We start from the raw sequence: 19,687 nt of genomic DNA, 5'->3' as shown, positions 1-19,687 counted from the left end.
GTGTTGCTTGTGAATGATCTCAGCAGAACTGAGGCTCCCAATGACGCGCAAGCTTTCGCTCACGATTCTCGCCCTCGGCTTCCTCGGCACCACAGCCTGGGCCGACGGTATGGTTCAACCCACCGCCGCTCCCTGTTGCGAAGCGCCGTTCGCCGGAGCCTATATCGGCGCCGCTGTCGGCTATGCGCGCCAACGAAACGAAGTCACCTTCCTGTCACAGATCGCTAACGGCCTTCAGTTTAGGGACAGCGACGACTCGTTCACGTTCGGCGGGTATGTCGGCTACAATTGGCAGCGCTGCTGTAGCCCGTTCGTCTTCGGCATAGAGACGGATTTCAACTGGCAAGACGCCTCGCCCACGGCGTTCGACCGTGAGCCGCCGGGCGCCGGCGGTTTCGCCGAGACCACCAGTTTGGAAAGCAAAATCAATTGGTTCGGTACGCTTCGCGGCCGAGCCGGTTATGTGGTCCACGACCACCTATTGCTCTACGCCACGGGCGGCCTCGCTTATGCAAACGTCGATCACAGGTTCAACGACGACTGCGTTGGCTGCGGCAATCCGGGTTTCGCTGTACTCCCCGCCGATTTCGGCCCATTTGCGCAGTCCAACGATAAGACGAAGGTTGGTTGGACGGTAGGCGGTGGCGCGGAATTGCTGCACGACACTCGCTGGGTCCTTCGCGCGGAAGCGCTGTATGTCGACCTCGGGAGCGAGACACATACGTATACGGTTCAACCCATCAACCCGCTGTTCCCAGGGCCTGCGGTCACGAGGGCTGAATGGGACGATCAGTTCTGGGTAGCCCGGCTCGGCGTCGCCTATAAATTCGACAGTCCGGACTGCTGTGCGGCGCCGCTGAAGTAGGGGCCGTCGAGGTCCTCGCTTCTTGCAATTTCTGATCTAGGCGGCCCCCTCCCTACTGGGTGGGGGCCTACGCCTTACTGGGGTGTGGTGTGTCACCACCCCAAGATCGACCATGTCTCCAAGCGGCGACCCCCCGTGTCCCCCCGCGCATGCGCCGCGATAGGAGAATGACATGAAATTCAAAACGATGTTGGGCGCGGCTGCCCTCCTTTCGACCATTGGGATCAACCAGGCGTTCGCCGCTATCTTCGATATCCCTCCGCCCATTCCGGAGTTCGATGGCTCGAGCGCGATTGCAGTGATTGCGCTGCTCGCAGGCGTCGCGGCCGTTGTCGTCGCCAGGGCGAGAAGCAAGGGCTAAAGCCCTTGCGGGTAGCGAGCGCTGCTCAACCGAATTTGGTACTTGCGCGGAACGTGCCGCACGTAGGGATGCGAAGTCGCGCCAAGCTCGCTTCGATATTGCTCACAAAAAAGGACGCCGCTCCGGGGGTGGGAGTGGCGTCCTCAAACAGGCCACCTGTTCTAGGGGGGACAGAGGGACGGTGGCCGACGCCATATTAGTCCGATGGCTGAGCGTCCGATACTTACGGATTGTCATTCCGCAAATAGAGTTAAGCCGGTGGGTTGGAACTCTCGGGCTCGTCGCGACGTTGCTTGCCGCACGCCGCTATGAGGAGCGAGACGGGTGGCAAAGATCAAGAAGAGTGGGGCCGCGCGCGTGGCATCTACCGCGCCGGCGCCGGGCAAGAAGCGATCGTTCGAACCCGACCGTAAAGGCGAGTCCAGCGCTGGGGCGCTGGCGAGCAAGGATAAGAAGCGAGCGGTAGCCGCCAGCCGTGGCGGCAGCAACACCCGCTAAGCCCCTGATTATGAACGCATCACGCGTCCAATCCTCCGAACACAACCATAGATAAGAACAGGTTAAGGATTGCGGGCTCTAATGGGCCAAAACGGGGCTCGGAGCGTCCGCGTGCTGTCCAAACTGGTAGGCGACTGGCGTGCGAGGCTACACGGCCGGGGCGAGGGGCAATCCTCGTCCTCCAATTCGCGAGGTAGTGCGCGCGCGGACTTGTCGTCGAGCCGGCTCGACGGATACCGCCAGGCCCTCGAAGAACACTTCTGCATCACCGTCACCGATACGACCGGGCGCATCCTCGAAGTGAACGACCGCTTCTGCAAGGTGGTCGGCTTCAGCGAGGCCGAGCTCGTTGGTCAGCACTACGAGCTGTTGAGCTCCGGCAAGCGCATGAGCGAAATGCTCGAAGCGATGTGGGAGACGGTGATGTCGGGAAAGACCTGGCGCGGCGAGCTTTGCGATCGCGCCAAGAACGGGACCGACGTCTGTTTCGAGTCGATCGTCATTCCGCGGTTCGATGCGCGAGGAGAGATCGAGCAGTTCACCACGATCAGCACCGACATCACGCCCATCCGCGAGCAATCGCAAGCGCTGCAGGCGATGATCGATAACTTTCCCGGTGGCATCGCGCTCATCGATCGCGACGTCAACCTCGTCGCCTGCAACAAGCTGTACCGGGTGCTACTCGACCTGCCGGACCGGTTGTTCGCCAGCTTGCCGATGCGGCTCGATACGCTGGTTCGCTTTCGCGCCGAGCGCGGCGACTACGGCCCGCTGCCCGTCGATGACGCGGTGACAAGCAGGCTGAAGGTCCTGCTCAGCCCCGTGGCGATCGAGACCGAGCGCAACGAGCTGTCGGGGCGCGTTCTCGAAGTGCGCAGCGTTCCGGTGCACGGTGGCGGCCACCTCAATACCTATGTGGACGTCACCGATCGCCGGCGCGCCGAGAACGAGTTGAAGGTCGCGCACTCGACGCTCGAAGCCTTCATCAAGCACGCGCCTGCCGCCGTCGCCATGTTCGACACCGACATGCGCTATATCGCGCACACGGACCGTTGGCTGCACGACTACAATCTCCCCAACGAGCCACTAATAGGCCGCAGTCACTATGACGTTTTCCCCGAGGTGCCGGAGCACTGGAAGGTGAAGCACCAGCGGATTCTCAAGGGCGCGACGGAAAGCTCGCCCGAGGAGCTGTTCAAGCGCGCGGACGGCTCGACCAATGTCATCCGCTGGGAGGTGCGGCCGTGGCACCTGGAGGACGAAAGTATCGGCGGCATGATGATGCTGACCGAGGAGATCTCCGAGCGCAAACGGCTGGAGCAGGAGCTGTGGCGGCTCGCCAAGCAGGACAGCCTCACCGGGCTGCCGAACCGCTTGCTGTTCAACGAGCAGCTGGAATCCATGCTGGTCAAGGCAGCCGAGAATTCGCAGCGCTTTGCCGTCGGCCTAATTGATGTCGACCGCTTCAAGGAGACGAACGACATCCTCGGCCACGCGGCGGGCGACGAGCTCCTCAAGGAGGTGGGCGCCCGCCTGCAGTTCGCCGTGTCGCCCTACGGCTCCGTCGCTCGCCTCGGCGGCGACGAGTTCGCCGTGCTGATCTGGATGCACAGCGAGCAATCGGCGCTGGCCGGCGCAATAGACGCGATCTTCGAGGCCCTAGAGCCTGCCATTACTCTGGGCGGCGTCAAACATCGCTGCACCATAAGCCTCGGCCTCAGCCTTTATCCCTCGGACGCGACGGGCGCGAGCGAGCTGCTCAAGAATGCCGACCTTGCGCTTTATCGCGCCAAGGATCTGGGCCGCGATCGCTACCAGTTCTACGTGCCCGAGATGCGCGCCTCGTTCGAGAGCACCTACAAGCTGCATCGCGACATCCAGCGCGCCCTGCACGGCGGAGAGCTCGATCTCCTCTATCAGCCGATCATCTCGTTCGAGCCGGATGCGCCGACCTGCTTCGAGGCGCTCCTACGCTGGAACGATCCGCGCCGCGGCTTGCTGTCACCCGCGGAATTCGAGGAGATTTTCGACGATCCGAAGTCGGCGTCCGACATCGGCAAGTGGGTCATCGACCGGGCACTGCGGCAGGCGGCAGCGTGGGAGCGCGCCGGCGTCGAGTTCGGCCGCATCGCCATCAATGTCACCTCCGCTGACTTCGCGTTAGGCACCTTCGCCGACTTTGTCAGCGCGAAGATGCGCGAGATCGGCGTGCGGCCGGAGCGGTTGTGCATCGAGGTGACCGAGCGTGTTTTTCTGGGCCGCAGCGCAAGCGGGGTCGCGGCGGCGCTGCAGCAGCTGCACGACATGGGCGTCGAGATCGCTCTCGATGATTTCGGCACCGGCTTCGCGTCGCTGTCGCATCTGAAGAAGCTTCCCATCGACCGGCTCAAGGTGGACCGGTCCTTCGTGCGCGACATGGAAACCAACCCCGACAACCTGGCGATCGTGCGCACCATCGCTCACCTGGGCCAGAGTTTGGGGATCAAGGTGACGGTCGAGGGGGTCGAAACGCAGTCGCAGCTGACGCTGCTGCGGGCCATGGGGTGCACCACCATGCAGGGGTATCTGTTCGCCAAGGCGATGAGCGCCACCCAAGTTCGCGCCTTCGTTCGTGGCGAGCACGCCGTCAGCGCCTCGGCCTGAGCCTGTTGCGCTCCCACACGTATGCGATGTGCACCAAACCTCCTTGACGCGCCGCGCCGCTTCCTCATGCTGCGCCGCCGATCATTGAGACTGGAGGCGGTTCGAGTGGAGTGGTTCGAAACTGACTGTCCGCAGCCGTCTGAGGCGCATCGTGCCGCCGCCGAAGCGCGCCAGAACGTATTGACCAAGCCGCCGGGTTCGCTCGGCGTGCTGGAAGCACTGGCGATCAAGCTGGCGGCGCTGCAGGCGACGGATCGCCCCCGTGCCGCACGCGCACCGATCGTCCTGTTTGCCGGCGACCACGGTGTCACCGCGCAGGGCGTCTCCGCTTATCCCGCTGACGTGACGGTGCAGATGCTGCACAACTTTGCCGCCGGTGGCGCAGCGATTGCGGTACTGGCACGTGAACTCGGCGTGAAGCTGCATGTCGTCGACGCCGGCACGCTGTCCGAACATGACGTCCCGGGGGTGACCACCGACAAGCCGCGGCGCGGCACGCGCGACTTCTCGCACGAGGCGGCGATGACCACCGACGAGCTGTCGTTCGCGCTGAAGGCGGGGCGCCGCGCGGTCGAGCGGGCGAGGGCGGGCGGCGCGGATATCGTCATCCTCGGCGAGATGGGGATCGGCAACACGACATCTGCAGCGGCCATCGCCGCGTCGCTGCTGGGCGTGCGCGCGGGTGACGTGGTCGGGGCGGGCACCGGCCTCGATGCTGCCGGAGTGAACCGCAAAGCCGAGGTGATCGAGGCGGCCTTGGCCACGCATGGGCTCAGAGCCGCCGATGTCCCGGCTGCGCAGGTGCTGAAGTGCGTCGGCGGGCTGGAGATCGCGGCCCTTGCCGGTGCGATGATCGCCGCCGCGCAAGGCCGCATCCCGGTGCTCGTCGACGGGTTCATCGTCTCCGTGGCAGCGCTCGGCGCTGTGCGCCTCAACCCGTCGTGCGCGCCGTGGCTCATCTATTCGCATCGGTCGCTTGAGCGCGGCCACCGGGTGGTCCTCGATGCGCTCGCGGCCGAGCCCCTTCTCGATCTCAAGCTGCGCCTGGGTGAAGGCTCGGGTGCCGCGGCGGCCCTGCCGCTGTTGCGGCTTGCCTGTGCGCTGCATTCCGAGATGGCGACCTTTGCCGACGCACACATCTCCGGCCCGGAGTCATGATGCTGATCGACCTCATGCGGCACGGGGAGACGCAGATGCCCGGCAGACTGCTGGGCCGCACCGATCCGCCGCTGTCCGAGGCGGGATGGCGGCAGATGGAGCGGCAGACGGCAGGTCGGTCGTGGGACGTCGTCGTTGCGTCGCCTCGCCGGCGGACCGAGGCGGGGGCCGCGCGCGTGGCGGCGAAACGCGGCAGGACACTGCGCATCGATGCGGACTGGGCGGAGCTTGACTTCGGCGCCTGGGATGGGCGTCTGCCGGCAGACGTGCGCGCCGACCCGGAGGCCGCCGAGGCATTCGCCGCATTCTATGGCTCGCCCGACGCGGCCGCCCCGCCCGGCGGCGAAACCTGGAGCGCGCTCGTCGCCCGGGTTGCGCGCGCCCTCGATCGCGTGCTGGCCGAGCCCGCCGCGTCGACCGCGCTCGTCGTCACGCATGCCGGTCCGATGCGCGCGACGCTCGCCCTTACTTGCGCCATTCCGTTCGCCAATCTTTGGGCGTTCAGCATCAAGCCCGGGACGCGGATCACGCTGCGCGCAGGACGTGATAATACGGCGGGGCTGTGGGGGGAGATCGTCGAGGTCGTGCAGCCATGAACATCAAGGCGCAGCTCCGTTCCTTCTCGCACGCGCTGCAGTTCCTCACCCGGCTGCCGGCGCCGCGTATCGACGTGTTCGACCCCGTCGACCTCTCGCGTTCGGCGCTGTGGTTTCCTGTCGTCGGTGTTGTCGTCGGCGCCATCGTCGGGGCGGCACTCTGGCTCGGCGCTTTGGCCTCGCCGGCAGTCGGCGCCTTGCTGGCGCTGCTTGCCTGGGTGTGGGTGACGGGCGGGCTGCATCTCGACGGTCTGGCCGACGTCACCGACGCGCTGGCCGGTGCGCACCGCTCGCCCGAGCGCTTCCTGCAGATCCTGCGCGATCCGCACGTCGGTGCCTTCGGCGTCATGGCGATCGGCCTGCAGCTCATCGCCAAGCTGGTGCTGCTGGCCGAGATTGCCGGGGGCCGCAGCGAGGCGCTTATTCCCTTGATCCTCGTGGCCGCCTGGGCGCGGCTCGGTGCGCCGTTCTGGAGCCTCGTGGTGCCGCCGCTGGCGGACGGATCTGGACAGCGCTTCGCCTGGGAGATCGACCCGCGCATCGTCGGCGCGGAGGCCGCAGTCTTGGCACTGCTCAGCATTTTTCTGGCGCCGATGCTGCTCGCCGCCCTGCTCGTGATCCCGGCGATCGCCGCCTACTGGCGATACCGGGTAGGCGGAATTACCGGCGACTGCCTGGGTGCCAGCGTCGAAGTGACCGAGACCATCTTGCTGCTTCTCATTGCCCTGCGAATGGCATAGCTTCCGGCCAACGCGCCCGCTGCGCAAAAAATTCCGGGATTAGGGGAATTCGGGACATGCAAGCTTCCACCGGTGGCGCCGAGCGCCGGCTGATTTGGATCGGGTTTCTGACCGTCGCGACGCTGCTGGCGACGGGCGTCTTTGCCTGCGCCATTCCGTTCGCCGCCCTGGCGGCCCTGGCGGCGCTCGACACCGAGCACAACGACGGCCCGCTGCTGGTCGGCGCCGTTTGGCTCGCCAATCAGGTGTATGGCTTTGCCGTTCTGGGCTATCCGCTGGAGGCGCAAGCGCTCGGCTGGGGCTTGTTCATGGGCATCGGTGCCATGGCGGGCTACTACGCGGCGCGCGCGGCCGTGACCGCACTCTCGCCCTACGGCATCGTGGCGATGCTGCTCGGCTCGCTGGTGATGGCGTTCCTTGCCTATGAGGCGGCCCTGTTCGTCGCGTCGTACGTACTTCCGCGCGGCGAGGGTGCCTTCAACTACGACGTGATGGCCTATGTCAGCACGGTCGAGGCGATTGCGTTCGTCGTCCTGCTGATCGCGCACCGTCTGGCCGTGGCTACCGGGCTCATCGGCCGCAACGCCGTCGAGCGGACGATCTGAGCACCGCTCACTTCAAGTTGAGAGTTAGGCCGGCCGCCATGAAGATCACGCGGTCGGCTGCTGCTGCGACGCGCTGATTGAGCCGGCCCTGCGCGTCGCGAAACGCGCGACCGAGCGGCGTGTCCGGCACGATGCCCAACCCGACCTCGTTCGATACCACGACCAGCGGGCCCGGCGCGCAGGCCAGCGCCGCCAGCAGGGCTTCGCTCTCGGCATCCACATCTCGGCCGGCGAGCATGACATTGCTCAGCCAGAGGGTGAGGCAGTCGACGAGCGCCGGCCTGGTGAGCCCGGCGACGGCGGCGGCCAGGTAGAGCGGCGCGTCGAGTGTCTGCCAGCTCGCGTTGCGCCGCGCGCGGTGGTGGGCGATGCGCTCGGCCATCTCGGTATCCCACGCCTCGGCCGTAGCGACGTAGGTCCAGGGCGGGGCCGTACGCCCGACAAGCTCCTCGCCGTAGCGGCTCTTGCCCGAGCGTGCGCCGCCGAGCACGAGGGTTAGACGAGGCAGCTGCAGTTCGGGCATGGAGGCAAATTCGGTTGACGGGGGAAGCGGGCAACTCTTATCAAACCGGCAAAGCTTTCCGGCAAGGGAAAAGCGAATTTCGGCAGCGGGCACCGCAACTTAGTTTTCATGCCGTGCCTTGAGGCAAACGAGCGATGTCGGCAAATCCCCGCGGCCTGATCATCGCCGCGCCCGCTTCGGGCTCCGGCAAGACGACGGTGACGCTCGGCCTGCTCAGGGCGCTGCGCCGCCGTGGCATCGCCGTGCAGCCCTACAAATGCGGCCCTGACTATATCGATACGGCCTTCCACAGCGCCGCGGCCGGACGGCCGAGTTTCAACCTCGATACCTGGGCGATGCGGCCGGAGCTCATTGCGCAGCATGCGCGCGGCGCGGCGGCGGGCGCGGAGATCTGCATCGCCGAAGGCGTCATGGGTCTCTACGATGGGGCGGGCGCGCCGGGCATCTGCGGCAGCGGGTCGACGGCGGATCTCGCTGCCCTCACCGGCTGGCCGGTGGTACTGGTGCTCGACGTCGGCGCGCAAGCGGAGACCGCTGCTGCGATCGCGCTAGGGCTTACGACCTATCGGCGGGACATCGCCTTCGCCGGCGTCGTACTCAACATGGTTGGCACCCCCGGACACGCGGCGATGATCTCCGCGCCGATGGCGCGCATTGGGCTGCCGGTACTCGGTACCGTCCAGCGCCGGCCCGACATGACGATGCCGGAGCGGCATCTGGGTCTCGTAACGGCCGGAGAGACGGCAGCGCTGGAAAGCCGGCTCGACATCATGGCGGAGGCGGTTAGCGCCGGGACCGACCTCGACGCGGTGCTCGCCGCCGCGCGGCCGCTGGCGCTTGCCCCTTCCGCCGCAACGACCGACCTGGCACCGCCTGGCCAGCGCGTCGCGCTCGCCCAGGACCGCGCGTTCTGTTTCACCTACGCGCACATCCTCGCCGGCTGGCGGCGGGCGGGCGCCGAGATCGTGCCATTCTCGCCACTCGCCGACGAGGCGCCGGCGCACGATTGCGACGCCGTATGGCTACCGGGCGGCTACCCGGAGCTGCACGCCGACACACTCGCGGCGGCTCAACGCTTTCGCAGCGGAATGCACGACGCCGCGCAGCGCGGCGTGCCGATCCACGGCGAGTGCGGCGGCTACATGGTGCTCGGGGCCGGGCTCGAGGACGGCAAGGGCGTGCGCCACGCGATGCTCGGCCTGCTAGGCGTCGAGACGTCGTTCGCGGCGCCGCGCATGCACCTCGGCTATCGGCGGGCGCGCGTCATCGCGACGGGCGCGCAGCTCGTCGGACACGAGTTCCACTTTGCCAACGTGCTGGCGAACCCCGACGAGCCGTTGGCCGACATCCGCGGTACGGACGGCGCGCGGGTCGCCGAACGCGGCTCGCGGCGCGGGGTCGTGACCGGCAGTTTCTTCCATGTCATCGATGCCGCCGCATGACCGGTCCTGGCAAAGATGCTCCGCCGCAGTTCGACGAGGCGTTTCGCGCCGCGCTGCGCGACCTCGTCCTATGGCGCCGCGATGTCCGCCGCTTCCGCACCGACTCCGTCGATCCGGAACTCGTCGTGTCGCTGATCGAGCTGGCGGCGCGTTCGCCGTCGGTCGGCTTCAGCCAGCCGTGGCGCTTCGTGCTGGTGGAAAGCCCCGAACGGCGTGAGGCGGTGCGTGCGTCCTTCGCCCGCGCGAACGCCGAGGCGCTAAACACCTACGCCGACGAGCGGCGCGGCCTCTATGCCAGACTGAAACTGGAAGGGCTTGGCGCCGCACCTGTGCATCTGGCGGTGTTCGCGGACGAGACCACCGAGGCCGGGGCCGGGCTCGGCAGCCGCACCATGCCCGAAACGCTGCGCTATTCGGTGGTCGGCGCCATCCAGACTTTGTGGCTTGCGGCGCGCGCGCACGGGCTCGGTGTCGGCTGGGTGTCGATCCTCGAGCCCGAGGCTGTGGCGCAGGCGCTGGAGGTGCCCGCCGCGTGGCGGTTCGTCGCCTACTTGTGCCTCGGCTGGCCGGCGGAGGAGCACGTCGATCCGGAGCTCGAGCGCCACGGTTGGCAGCAGCGCGTCGACTTGGAGTCTCTGATCCTGCGTCGCTGATTACTCGGCCGGGGCGGCAAGCGCCTTCGGCTCGCGGCGCCGCGTCGAGAGGCGGCGGATCACCACGTAGAACACCGGCGTGAAGATAAGGCCGAAGATCGTTACGCCGATCATGCCCCAGAATACGCCGGTCCCGAGCGCGATGCGCATCTCGGCACCGGCGCCGGTGGCGATGTAGAGCGGCACGACGCCCAGCGTGAAGGCGAGCGAGGTCATCAGGATGGGGCGGAGGCGCAGCTTGCAGGCCTCGACGGCCGCGGTGACGGTGTCGCGGCCCTGGTCCTCGAGCTGGCGCGCAAACTCGACGATGAGGATGGCGTTCTTCGCCGCCAAGCCGATCAGTACGATGAAGCCGATCTGGGTGAGGATGTTGATGTCCTGCCCGTGCAACCGGACGCCGAACAACGCGCTCAACAGGCACATCGGAACGATGAGTATGATGGCGAGCGGCAGCGACCAGCTCTCGAACTGCGCCGCAAGCGTGAGGAACACGAACACTACGGACAAGACGAAGATGTAGTAGCCGGTGCTACCGACCTTCGCCTCCTGATACGACAGGTCGGTCCATTCGTAGGTGATGCCTTCGGGCAGTTCCTGTTTGGCGAGCTCAGACAGCATCTGCATCGCCTGGCCCGTGCTGACGCCCGGCTGGGTGGCGCCGTTCACCTCCACGGTCGGGTAGAGATTGTAGCGCGGGACGCGGTCGGGGCCGGAGATGTGGCGGAAGTTGACGAGGTTGGCGAGCGGCACCATCTGGCCGCTGTCGTTGCGCACGCGGATGCGCGCGATGTTTTCCGGCTGCAGGCGGAAGCCCGCGTCGGCCTGCGCCGTGACGCGGAAAGTTCGCCCGAACATGTTGAAGTCGTTGACGTAGGCGGAGCCGAGGTAAACGCGCAGCGCCTCGAAAATCGCCTCCAGCGGCACGTGCAGCATCTGCGCCTTCGTGCGGTCGACGTCGACGTAGAGCTGCGGTGTGCTTGTCGAGTATGTGGTGAAGGCGTTCTTGATGCCGGCCATGTCGTTGGCGGCGGCGATGAAGTCGTTGGCGACCTTTTCGAACTCGCCGGGAGTCATATTTGCGCGGTTCTGCAGGCGCATGGAGAAGCCCGTCTGTCCGCCCATGCCGCGCACTGGCGGCGGGATGGTGACGGTTGTCTTGGATTCCTCGATGGCACTCAGCTTGGCGGTGAGGTCGTCGGCGATCTTGTCGGCGGTCAGCCCCTTGGCAAAGCGCTCGCGCGCGTCGTCCATCACCGCGTTGACCATGCCGAGGTTGCTCGAGTTGGAGCCGGTGGAGCCGGAGCGGCCGGTGTACGTCGAGGTGTGCTTCACGCCGGGCGTGTCGAGCACGATCTGGTTGACGCGGCGGACGACGTCATCGGTTCGCTGCAGCGAGGCGCCTTGCGGCAATTGCAGGGATACGGTGATGATGCCGCGGTCCATCTTGGGGATGAAGCCCGTCGGCGTGTGCACGAGGAGCCAGCCGGCGAGGCCGAGCAAACCGGCGTAGAGGGCCAGCACTAGTGGCGAGATGGCGATCGCGCCGCGGATCAGACGGGCATAGCCGGCAGCAAGCTTGTCGAAGGCCCAGTTGAACGCCCCGAAGAAGGCGTGCACCGGCCGCATCAGCAAGCTGTCCTGCTCGTGTCCGGTGTGCGGCTTCAGCAGAATGGCGCATAGCGCCGGGCTCAAGGTGAGCGAGTTGAAAGCGGATATGATGGTCGCCGTGGCGACGGTTACCGCGAACTGGCGATAGAAGGCGCCGGTGATGCCGCCGATGAAGGCGGTCGGCACGAACACGGCCGAAAGCACGAGCGCGATAGCGATGAGCGCCGCACCGACCTCGTTCATCGTGATGCGCGTCGCTTCCGTCGGCGACAGACCCTCGGCGAGCTTGCGCTCGACGTTCTCCACCACGACGATCGCGTCGTCGACGACGATACCGACCGCCAGCACCAGGCCGAACAAGGTCAGCATGTTGATGGAAAAGCCGAGCCCTTCCATTACCGCGAAGGTGCCGATCAGCGATACGGGGATGGCGACCAGCGGGATGACCGTCGCCCGCCACGTCTGCAGGAACAGCAGCACGACCACGACGACGAGGAACACCGCCTCCAGGATCGTGAGGTAGAGCTCGGAGATCGACTCTTCGATGAACTCCGTCGGATTATAGATGATGCGATACTCGAGCCCCTTGGGGAAGCGCTCCGCCAGACGCGCCATCTCTGCCTTGATGAGCCTCGCCGTCTCGATGGCGTTGGAGCCCGGCTGCTGCGTTATCGGCATGACGGTCGCAGCGTAGCTGTCCTGGTAACCGTAGGTGGTGTAGCTCAGCGCTCCGAGCTCGACGCGGCCGACGTCCTTGACGCGCACGACGCGGCCGTCGGTGCCCGTCTTCAGGACGATGTTCTCGAACTCGGCCGGCTGTAGCAGGCGCCCCTTCAGCTGCAGTGACATTTGGAAGGCGCCCATGTTGGGCTGCGGCGGCTGCCCAAGCGCACCGCCGGCGACCTGCAGGTTCTGGGCGCGCAACGCCGACATCACCTCGTCGGCCGTCATGCCGCGCAGCGCGATGCGCTCGGGGTCGAGCCAGACGCGCATCGAGTACTCGCGCGAGCCGAAGAGCGTGACGTCGCCGACACCGGGGATCCGGGCCAGCTCATCCTTCACGTTGAGCAGCGCGTAGTTGGAGATGTAGACCTGGTCGTAGGTGCGATCCGGCGAGACGAGGTGGACGACGAGCAGCAGGTCGGGCGAGCGCTTGTTTACCGAGATGCCGTTGCGGCGCACCTCCTCCGGCAAGCGCGGCTCGGCCACCGCGATCCGGTTCTGGACGAGCACCTGCGCCTTGTCGATATCAGTGCCGACGTCGAAGGTGACGCTGAGCGACATGTTTCCGTCGTCGGTCGACTGGGAATACATGTAGATCATGCCTTCAACGCCGTTCACCTCCTGCTCGATGACGGAGGCGACCGTGTCAGCGACGGTTTGTGCGTTGGCGCCCGGATACGAGGTGGTCACAGAGATGGTGGGCGGCACGATCTCGGGGAACTGCGCCACCGGCAGCGTCAAGTACGCGATCGTCCCGACGATGAGGATGACGAGCGAGACGACGGAAGCGAAGATCGGGCGGGCGATGAAGAAATGCGAAAAGCGCATCGTCGTTCGCCTCAGGGCTTGGTGACGGCAGCGCCGTCACCAGCGGCATCAGACACCGTCAGCGGCGCGCGACGCGGCGCGATCTTCTGCCCAGGGCGAACACGCTGCTGGCCGCGCAGGATCACCCAGTCGTCCGGCTCGAGGCCCTTGCGGACGATGCGCATGCCGCCGTCGAGCGGCCCGAGCTCCACGACGCGCCGCTGCGGGACGTTGTCTTCGCCGACGACGTAGACGAAGCGGTTGGCCTGGTCGGTGCCGATGGCCTCGTCGGGCAGTAGCAGCGCATTGTACTCGGGCGAGCCCTGCAAGCGCACGCGCGCGAACATGCCGGGCGAGAAGAGCCGGTCGCGGTTGGCGAGCTTGGCGCGGGCGCGGAGGGTGCCCGTGGACTGATCGAGACGGTTCTCGAGGAAGTCGAGCTTCGCGTCGTGCGGGAAGCCCGTCTCGTCGGGAAGGCCGATCCCGACGCTGGCGCCGAGTATGCCGGCCGAGCCCTTGCCGCTCGCCTGCGACAGGCGTTGGTACTTCAGCGCGTTGTTCTCGCTGACGTCGAAGTAGATGTAGATGGGATCCTGCATGACGATGGTGGTGAGGATCGTCGAGCCGGTGTCCGCCCCGCCGCCGCTCACAAAGTTTCCCGGCGTGACGAGGGGGCGGCTGATGCGGCCCGATATCGGCGCGGTGATGCGGCAGAAGCTCAATTCCAGCTCAGCCGCCTTGACGCGCGCCTCGCCGATCTTCACCAGCGCCTCGGCGTCGCGCACGATGTTCTCGCGGTCGTCGAACGCCTTGCGGGAGATGTAGTCGCTCTTCAAAAGCGGACGGCCGCGCTCCACGTCGAGCTTGGCGTTGCTGACGCTGACCTTGGCCTGGTCGAGCTGCGCCTTCGCCTGATCGAGCGCGCGCTCGAAGGGGCGCGGGTCTATGGTGAACAGCAGCTCGCCTGCTTTCACGTCCTCGCCGTCGGTGAACTTGACCTCGGTGAGATAGCCCGATATCCGCGCGCGCACGTCCACCGATTCAACCGCGTCGAAGCGGCCGGTGAACTCGTCCCACTCGATGACTTTGCGGGAGATGGGCCGGCTGACCGTCAGCTCCGGCAGCTTGCCTGCCGATTGTTTGGCGGCGGGAGCTGTGCTGCTGCCGAGAGAGGCGACGGCGTTCTTTATATCCGCGAAGCCCGACTCGACGCTGCGTCCACGCATCGGTCCGAGCGCTGCGATGATCGCAGCGACAGCCACAACGAGGATCAGCACGACGTAGCTCGGACGCATTACCGCTCCCAGATCAGGCTGCCCCCGGGGCAGCCCTAGTTTACGCCTTTCGGCGGCTGGAATCCGAACGAGCTTACCCCCGCAAAGGTAAATCGGCCGACCCCCGTCTCTCGTTTCAAGCGAGTTTGCGGGCGCCCCAACCCTGGATCGGGGCGCCCGGTGCCCGTCTTCGAATTATGAACGGCCGGAAAACCGGCCAGCCAGCATGCAACGGCTAGGCGACCGCTTTTCCGTCGCGCGCCGCATCGAGGCTGAAAGCGCCCGGTCCGGCGGCCGCGATGTAGAGGAATACGAAGCAGAAGAGGATGGCCGCATCGCCACCGTTGAGCACCGGATAGGTGTTCTGCGGGGCGTGTGCGATCCAGTAGGCGGAGGCCATCAGACCGCTCAGAACGAAGGCGACGGGGCGGGTGAAGAGGCCGATGAGCAGCAGCAGGCCGCCGAAGGTCTCGAGCATGCCGGCGAACCAGGTCAGCTCGAACATTTCAGGTTGCGGGCGCGACGGCGGCGGGAAGCCGAACAGCTTCTGGGTGCCGTGCTCGATGAAAAGTATGGCGGCGACGATGCGCAGTACGCCCAGCAACCGCGGAGCCCAAACGGTCTCGAGTTCTTGTCGCGTCATTGGTTACCTCTTCCTGTCTCCATCCCTAGGAGGAAAGAGCGTAACCATCTGTGCGGGGGTGCTCAACGGGAATGCTGGCAGCTGCTACCAGCGTAGGAGGCGCGTACCGAGCGCGGCGCCGACCGCTGCGACGAAGAGGGTCGCCAGCACATACCAGGCTGCGAGGAACATCGGGCTGTCGTTCTGGCAGTGGGTCGCATAGAAGGTCGCCGCGATGCCGGCGGCGACGAGCCCGGCGACGGCACCGGCAAGCGCGGGGTGCGTGGTGGCGCCCTGGCGCATGACGAGGAGCATAGCAATGAGCGGCAATGCCGCGAGGATGGGGACGTAGACGATGCATCCCCACGCGTTGGTTCCAACCATCGTGTCGAACCACGTGCTCGACGGAATGGCGAACATCTCGGTAACGACGCCAAGGGTCAGCACCAGGGGTGCGCCAAACAGTAGGAGCCAATCGAGGCCTGGAATGCTCTGTGGCCGCGCCAGCCGCAGCATCAGCGCCAGGGCGGTGCCCAGCAGCGTCAGGCTGAATGCCCATTTCAGCAGGAAATGCCACTCGCCCATCGCCGACATGAGGTCGGGGCGAACGGGCAGGAGCGACAGGTAGAGCAAGGCGGTGACGACGACGCCGACGCCCACACCGATCCACACGGTGCGCGCGATGGGGGCGCGCCCCGTCTCGGCGTCGGCGGCAATGGCGTTGATCAGGTCGTCGGTCTTCATTCGTCGTTGTCTTTCCGATGCCGTGCACCGAGTGTCTTCAGGCCGCGGTGCAACGCGACGCGCACCGCGACTTCCTTCATCTGCATGCGCTGGGCCACATCGCGGATCGATTGACCGTCGAGCCCGATGGCCCGCACGACCTCCCGCTGTTTGCCCTTTAAACCTTCCACGAGCCTTTCCGCGTCCTGGCGATCTACGCCGCTGGTGTTGTCCTCGGCCGCCAATGTGTCGAGAACGCTATCGATCGGTACTTGGATGCGACGTCCTCGCCGGCGCAATGCGTCGATGAGCTTGTGACGCGCGATAGCGCGGACCCACGGGCCGAGAGGCTGGGACGCGTCCCACGTGTTTCGTTTCAGATGTAGCGCGAGCAATGTCTCTTGCACCACGTCCTCGACATCTCCGAGAGGCGCCCCTGCCTGAGCGAAGCCGCGGCGCACCGCACTACGCAGGCTGAGAGACAGCGATTGAAGCAGCTCACGATAGGCTGCTGCGTCGCCATCTATGGCTGCCCGCATCAAGGCGGCCCATTCCTCCTCGCGCTGCGTTTGAGCCACTAAGCTCCTCGTAGACCGTTCGCTGCCCCGCCCGAATTCGTTACAGCAAGGACCTGGTGCGGCACTTGCGCGGCGGAAGGGCTGTATAGCCCTCCGTATCAGGACAAACGGTGCCCGGCAATCCGTAACGGAGCGTGACTAATTCGGAGCTGGGGCGGGCATGGTTTCCGCCGGCCGGGGGGCTCCGCCGAGGCGGCGGTGCAGCCGGTCGAGCAGGAGGTAAATGACCGGAGTCGTATACAACGTGAGCATCTGCGATACGATCAGTCCACCGATGATGGTGATGCCGAGGGGCCGGCGGATCTCCGAGCCGGGACCGACGGCGATGGCGAGAGGAATGGCGCCCAAGAGCGCGGCTAGCGTCGTCATCAGGATGGGACGGAAGCGGGCGAGGCACGCTTCGTAGATGGCTACGGCAGGCTGCAGCCCGCGCTGGCGCTCGCCGTCGAGCGCGAAGTCGACCATCATGATGCCGTTCTTCTTGACGATGCCGATCAGCAAGATGACGCCGATCAGCGCGGTCATCGACAGCTCGATGCCGCCGACATAGAGGGCGAGCAGAGCGCCCAATCCGGCGGACGGCAGCGTGGAGATGATGGTCAGCGGGTGCGCCAGGCTCTCGTAGAGCACGCCGAGCACGATGTAGACGGCGACCAGCGCAGCCAGGATCAGGAGCGGCTGCTGCGAGGCCTGTTCGGCAAAGGCGCGGGCATCACCGGCCATCTCGCCGCGCAAGCCGGCAGGCGTATGCAGCTCGGCCATCGCCTGGTCGATGTCGCGCAGCGCGCGGTCGAGGGTGCTTCCCGGCGCAAGATTGAAGCTGAGCGTTACCGCCGGGAACGGGCCCTGGTGGTTGACCACCAGCGGCGTCGTGCCTTCGCTGACGCGGATAACCGCCGTGAGCGGCACCTGCGGCCCGCCGTTGGAGCTCGGCACGTAGATGTTCTTTATGTCGGACGGATCGCGCTGCAAGCGCGGGTCGACTTCGAGGATGACGCGATACTGGTTGCGCTGCGTGTAGATGGTGGAGATCTGCCGCTGCGAGAAGGCGTTGTTGAGCGCGCTGTCGATGTCGGCAATGCGCACGCCGAGACGTGCCGCCGCGTCGCGGTCGATCTTCACGTCGAGCTGCAGGCCGCCCGCCTGCCGGTCGCTCGAGACATCGACGATGGAGGGGATGGTCTTCATCCGCTCGAGCATCTTCGGCGCCCACTCGTTGAGCTCGTCCAGGTCGGGGTCCCACAGCGTATATTGATAGAGAGAGTCGCCCTGGCGGGCGCCGACGCGGATGTCGCGCGAGGCGAACATGCGGGTTTCGAGGCCATTGATGTTGGCGAGCTTGGTGCGCATGCGATTGATGACGCGCGACGTGGACTCGCCGCCGCGCTGGTCGAGCGGTTTCAGGTTTATGAACATGCGTCCGCGGTTGGAGCTGGTGCCGCCCGGGCCTCGCCCCGTCCCGCCGATCGACGAGCCGACGTGCTCGACGGCGGGGTCGCTCAAGATGATGTCGAGCGCCTTCGCCTGCAGTTTGAGCATCGCCTCGAACGAGATATCGGCGGAGGCCTCCGTCGATCCCATGATCAGGCCGGTGTCGTCCTCGGGGAACATGCCTTTGGGGATCTGCACATAAAGGTGAACCGTCAGTACGACGACACAGAGAAGGGAGAACAGCGTCACCGCCTGATGCCGCAGAGCGACGCGCAGCGTGCGCGCGTAGGCCGAAACCATCCAGCCGAGCACGCCTTCGACGACGCGGTCGAAGCGGCGCACCTTCTGTTCCTTGTGCGGCTTCAGGAAGTGCGCGCAGATCATCGGCGTGACCGAAAGCGACACCACGACCGACACGGCGATGGCGACGACCAGCGTCACCGAGAACTCGCGCAGCATGCGGCCGGCGACGCCGCCCATGAACAGCACGGGGATGAACGCCGCGACCAGCGACACGCTGATCGAGATAACGGTGAAGCCGATCTGGCGCGCCCCGACGAGGGCCGCTTGCATCGGCCCCATGCCCTTCTCGATGTTGCGGTAGACGTTCTCCAGCATGACGATGGCGTCGTCGACGACGAAGCCGACGGCAATGGCGAAGGCCATGAGCGTCAGGTTGTTGACCGAATAGCCGAGCAGCCACATGGCAGCGCAGGTGCCGGCCAGCGACAGCGGCACGGTGAGGCCGGCGGCGACGGTGGGCGTCATGCGCCGCAGGAATACGAACACCACCATCATGACGAGGGCGATGGCGAGCAGCAGCGTGAACTGCATGTCGTGCACGCTGGCGCGGATCGTCTTGGTGCGGTCGGTCAACTCCTGGATATCGATGCCAGCCGGTATCCAACGCTGCAGGTTGGGCAGCAGCTCTTTAACGCCATCGACCGTGTCGAGGACATTAGCGTCCGGCTGTTTGCGGATGATGAGCAGCACCGCCGGCTCGCGGTCGAACATGGCGATGGAACGGGTATTGAGTGAGCCGCTGGCGACGCTCGCCACGCTGGACAGTCGCACGATGTTGCCGGCACCGGTCTTCAGGACGATGGCGCCATAGTCCTTCGGATCGCGCAGCTGCGTGTTGGTGTCGATCGTCATGGTCTGGGCGTCGCCCTCGACGACACCGACGGGGGTTATCGCGTTGGCGGCGGCGATGGCGCTGCGCACCTCCTCCATGCTGAGGCCCATGGAGGCCAGCAGCGTCGGGTTGACGCGCACGCGGATGGCCGGCTGCTCGGCGCCGCTGACCTCCACCTGCGCCACGCCCGGCACCTGCGAGAGGCGCTGGGCGACGACGGTGTCGGCGGCATCGTAGAGGGCGCTGGGCGTCATGCTCTTCGAGGTCATCGCCAGGATGAGAACGGGCGAGGAGGAAGGATTGTACTTGCGAAAGGTGGGGACCTGCGGGAGGTCGGGCGGCAGGTCGGCAGCGGCGGCGTTAAGCGCGGCCTGTACGTCGCGGGCGGCCCCGTCGATATCGCGCGATAGGTCGAACTGCACGGAGATGCTGGCCGAGCCCTGCGAGCTCACCGAGGTCAGCTCGGTAATGCCGGCGATCTCGCCGAGCCGCCGTTCGAGCGGCGCGGCGATGGTCGACGCCATGGTCTCGGGGTCGGCGCCAGGGCGGCTGGCCTGGATGCGTAGCGTCGGGAAGTCGATGGCCGGCAGGCTCGCCACCGGCAGCTCGAAGTAGGCGGTGGCCCCCAGAAGGAACAGGCCGGCGGCCAAGAGGCTGGTGCCGATCGGTCGCAGGATGAAGGGGGCCGAGAAGTTCATGACG

The 19,687-nt window shown here is 66.3% G+C and carries 17 protein-coding genes; 10 read left to right on the top strand and 7 right to left on the bottom strand.

Annotated elements, in window-relative coordinates:
- Positions 1-40: 40 nt before the first annotated feature.
- The 8 genes from GIW81_RS06915 (at position 41) to GIW81_RS06885 (ending at position 7,466) form a co-directional block, all read left to right on the top strand.
- Complete coding sequence (locus GIW81_RS06915; protein WP_195930427.1) at positions 41-865, top strand: outer membrane protein; 825 nt, start codon at positions 41-43, stop codon at positions 863-865.
- Positions 866-1,037: 172 nt separating this feature from the next.
- Positions 1,038-1,226, top strand: a complete 189-nt coding sequence (locus GIW81_RS06910) for a hypothetical protein (protein ID WP_154738540.1) — start codon at positions 1,038-1,040, stop codon at positions 1,224-1,226.
- 324 nt (positions 1,227-1,550) lie between these two features.
- Positions 1,551-1,724, top strand: a complete 174-nt coding sequence (locus GIW81_RS18805; RefSeq protein ID WP_195930425.1) for a hypothetical protein — start codon at positions 1,551-1,553, stop codon at positions 1,722-1,724.
- Positions 1,725-1,934: 210 nt separating this feature from the next.
- Complete coding sequence (locus tag GIW81_RS06905; RefSeq protein WP_195930423.1) at positions 1,935-4,367, top strand: sensor domain-containing protein; 2,433 nt, start codon at positions 1,935-1,937, stop codon at positions 4,365-4,367.
- Between the two features lie 105 nt (positions 4,368-4,472).
- Entirely contained in the window at positions 4,473-5,525 is a 1,053-nt protein-coding gene (gene cobT / locus GIW81_RS06900) for a nicotinate-nucleotide--dimethylbenzimidazole phosphoribosyltransferase (protein ID WP_407658162.1), read from the top strand.
- Positions 5,525-6,121, top strand: a complete 597-nt coding sequence (locus tag GIW81_RS06895) for a histidine phosphatase family protein (RefSeq protein WP_154738537.1) — start codon at positions 5,525-5,527, stop codon at positions 6,119-6,121. Before cobT ends, GIW81_RS06895 begins: the two co-directional genes overlap by 1 nt.
- On the top strand, positions 6,118-6,861 hold the full coding sequence (gene cobS, locus GIW81_RS06890) for an adenosylcobinamide-GDP ribazoletransferase (RefSeq protein ID WP_154738536.1): 744 nt from the start codon (positions 6,118-6,120) through the stop codon (positions 6,859-6,861). Before GIW81_RS06895 ends, cobS begins: the two co-directional genes overlap by 4 nt.
- 56 nt (positions 6,862-6,917) lie before the next feature.
- Entirely contained in the window at positions 6,918-7,466 is a 549-nt protein-coding gene (locus GIW81_RS06885; protein WP_154738535.1) for a hypothetical protein, read from the top strand.
- A 7-nt stretch (positions 7,467-7,473) separates the two neighbouring features.
- On the opposite strand, the gene cobU is transcribed toward GIW81_RS06885, so the two are convergent.
- The gene (gene cobU, locus GIW81_RS06880) at positions 7,474-7,989 is read right to left on the bottom strand and encodes a bifunctional adenosylcobinamide kinase/adenosylcobinamide-phosphate guanylyltransferase (protein ID WP_154738534.1); all 516 of its coding nucleotides are present in this window, start codon (positions 7,987-7,989) and stop codon (positions 7,474-7,476) included.
- Positions 7,990-8,123: 134 nt separating this feature from the next.
- On the opposite strand from cobU, the gene GIW81_RS06875 reads away from it, so the two are divergent.
- Together GIW81_RS06875 and bluB are read left to right on the top strand one after the other, a co-directional pair.
- Positions 8,124-9,431 (top strand): cobyrinate a,c-diamide synthase, encoded by a 1,308-nt coding sequence (locus tag GIW81_RS06875; protein WP_154738533.1) that lies wholly within the window; start codon positions 8,124-8,126, stop codon positions 9,429-9,431.
- The gene (bluB, locus tag GIW81_RS06870; RefSeq protein ID WP_154738532.1) at positions 9,428-10,084 is read left to right on the top strand and encodes a 5,6-dimethylbenzimidazole synthase; all 657 of its coding nucleotides are present in this window, start codon (positions 9,428-9,430) and stop codon (positions 10,082-10,084) included. The genes GIW81_RS06875 and bluB overlap by 4 nt, the downstream gene beginning before the upstream one ends.
- Here bluB and GIW81_RS06865 read toward each other — a convergent pair whose 3' ends face one another.
- From GIW81_RS06865 to GIW81_RS06840, 6 genes are all read right to left on the bottom strand, one after another.
- Positions 10,085-13,243 carry an efflux RND transporter permease subunit gene (locus tag GIW81_RS06865; RefSeq protein ID WP_154738531.1) on the bottom strand — a complete coding sequence of 1,053 codons (3,159 nt, stop codon included), beginning with the start codon at positions 13,241-13,243 and terminating at the stop codon, positions 10,085-10,087.
- 11 nt (positions 13,244-13,254) lie between these two features.
- Complete coding sequence (locus tag GIW81_RS06860; protein WP_154738530.1) at positions 13,255-14,517, bottom strand: efflux RND transporter periplasmic adaptor subunit; 1,263 nt, start codon at positions 14,515-14,517, stop codon at positions 13,255-13,257.
- Positions 14,518-14,731: 214 nt separating this feature from the next.
- On the bottom strand, positions 14,732-15,139 hold the full coding sequence (locus tag GIW81_RS06855; protein WP_154738529.1) for a DoxX family protein: 408 nt from the start codon (positions 15,137-15,139) through the stop codon (positions 14,732-14,734).
- Between the two features lie 84 nt (positions 15,140-15,223).
- Complete coding sequence (locus GIW81_RS06850; protein WP_154738528.1) at positions 15,224-15,862, bottom strand: NrsF family protein; 639 nt, start codon at positions 15,860-15,862, stop codon at positions 15,224-15,226.
- On the bottom strand, positions 15,859-16,419 hold the full coding sequence (locus tag GIW81_RS06845; RefSeq protein ID WP_324614921.1) for a sigma-70 family RNA polymerase sigma factor: 561 nt from the start codon (positions 16,417-16,419) through the stop codon (positions 15,859-15,861). The genes GIW81_RS06850 and GIW81_RS06845 overlap by 4 nt, the downstream gene beginning before the upstream one ends.
- 138 nt (positions 16,420-16,557) lie before the next feature.
- Positions 16,558-19,683, bottom strand: coding sequence for an efflux RND transporter permease subunit (locus GIW81_RS06840; RefSeq protein WP_154738527.1), 3,126 nt, complete (start codon positions 19,681-19,683; stop codon positions 16,558-16,560).
- Positions 19,684-19,687: the final 4 nt, after the last annotated feature.

The organism is Hyphomicrobium album, assembly GCF_009708035.1.
In the GTDB taxonomy this organism is placed as follows: Bacteria; Pseudomonadota; Alphaproteobacteria; order Rhizobiales; family Hyphomicrobiaceae; genus Hyphomicrobium_A; species Hyphomicrobium_A album.
This window is presented reverse-complemented; position numbering and strand designations above follow the sequence as displayed.

Excerpts from the sequence above, each read along its gene's own strand:
- GIW81_RS06915 (WP_195930427.1), top strand. The coding sequence starts at position 41 with ATGACGCGCAAGCTTTCGCTCACGATTCTCGCCCTCGGCTTCCTCGGC.
- GIW81_RS06910 (WP_154738540.1), top strand. The coding sequence starts at position 1,038 with ATGAAATTCAAAACGATGTTGGGCGCGGCTGCCCTCCTTTCGACCATT.
- GIW81_RS06895 (WP_154738537.1), top strand. The coding sequence starts at position 5,525 with ATGCTGATCGACCTCATGCGGCACGGGGAGACGCAGATGCCCGGCAGA.
- cobS (WP_154738536.1), top strand. The coding sequence starts at position 6,118 with ATGAACATCAAGGCGCAGCTCCGTTCCTTCTCGCACGCGCTGCAGTTC.
- GIW81_RS06885 (WP_154738535.1), top strand. The coding sequence starts at position 6,918 with ATGCAAGCTTCCACCGGTGGCGCCGAGCGCCGGCTGATTTGGATCGGG.
- cobU (WP_154738534.1), bottom strand. The coding sequence starts at position 7,989 with ATGCCCGAACTGCAGCTGCCTCGTCTAACCCTCGTGCTCGGCGGCGCA.
- GIW81_RS06875 (WP_154738533.1), top strand. The coding sequence starts at position 8,124 with ATGTCGGCAAATCCCCGCGGCCTGATCATCGCCGCGCCCGCTTCGGGC.
- bluB (WP_154738532.1), top strand. The coding sequence starts at position 9,428 with ATGACCGGTCCTGGCAAAGATGCTCCGCCGCAGTTCGACGAGGCGTTT.
- GIW81_RS06865 (WP_154738531.1), bottom strand. The coding sequence starts at position 13,243 with ATGCGCTTTTCGCATTTCTTCATCGCCCGCCCGATCTTCGCTTCCGTC.
- GIW81_RS06860 (WP_154738530.1), bottom strand. The coding sequence starts at position 14,517 with ATGCGTCCGAGCTACGTCGTGCTGATCCTCGTTGTGGCTGTCGCTGCG.
- GIW81_RS06855 (WP_154738529.1), bottom strand. The coding sequence starts at position 15,139 with ATGACGCGACAAGAACTCGAGACCGTTTGGGCTCCGCGGTTGCTGGGC.
- GIW81_RS06850 (WP_154738528.1), bottom strand. The coding sequence starts at position 15,862 with ATGAAGACCGACGACCTGATCAACGCCATTGCCGCCGACGCCGAGACG.
- GIW81_RS06840 (WP_154738527.1), bottom strand. The coding sequence starts at position 19,683 with ATGAACTTCTCGGCCCCCTTCATCCTGCGACCGATCGGCACCAGCCTC.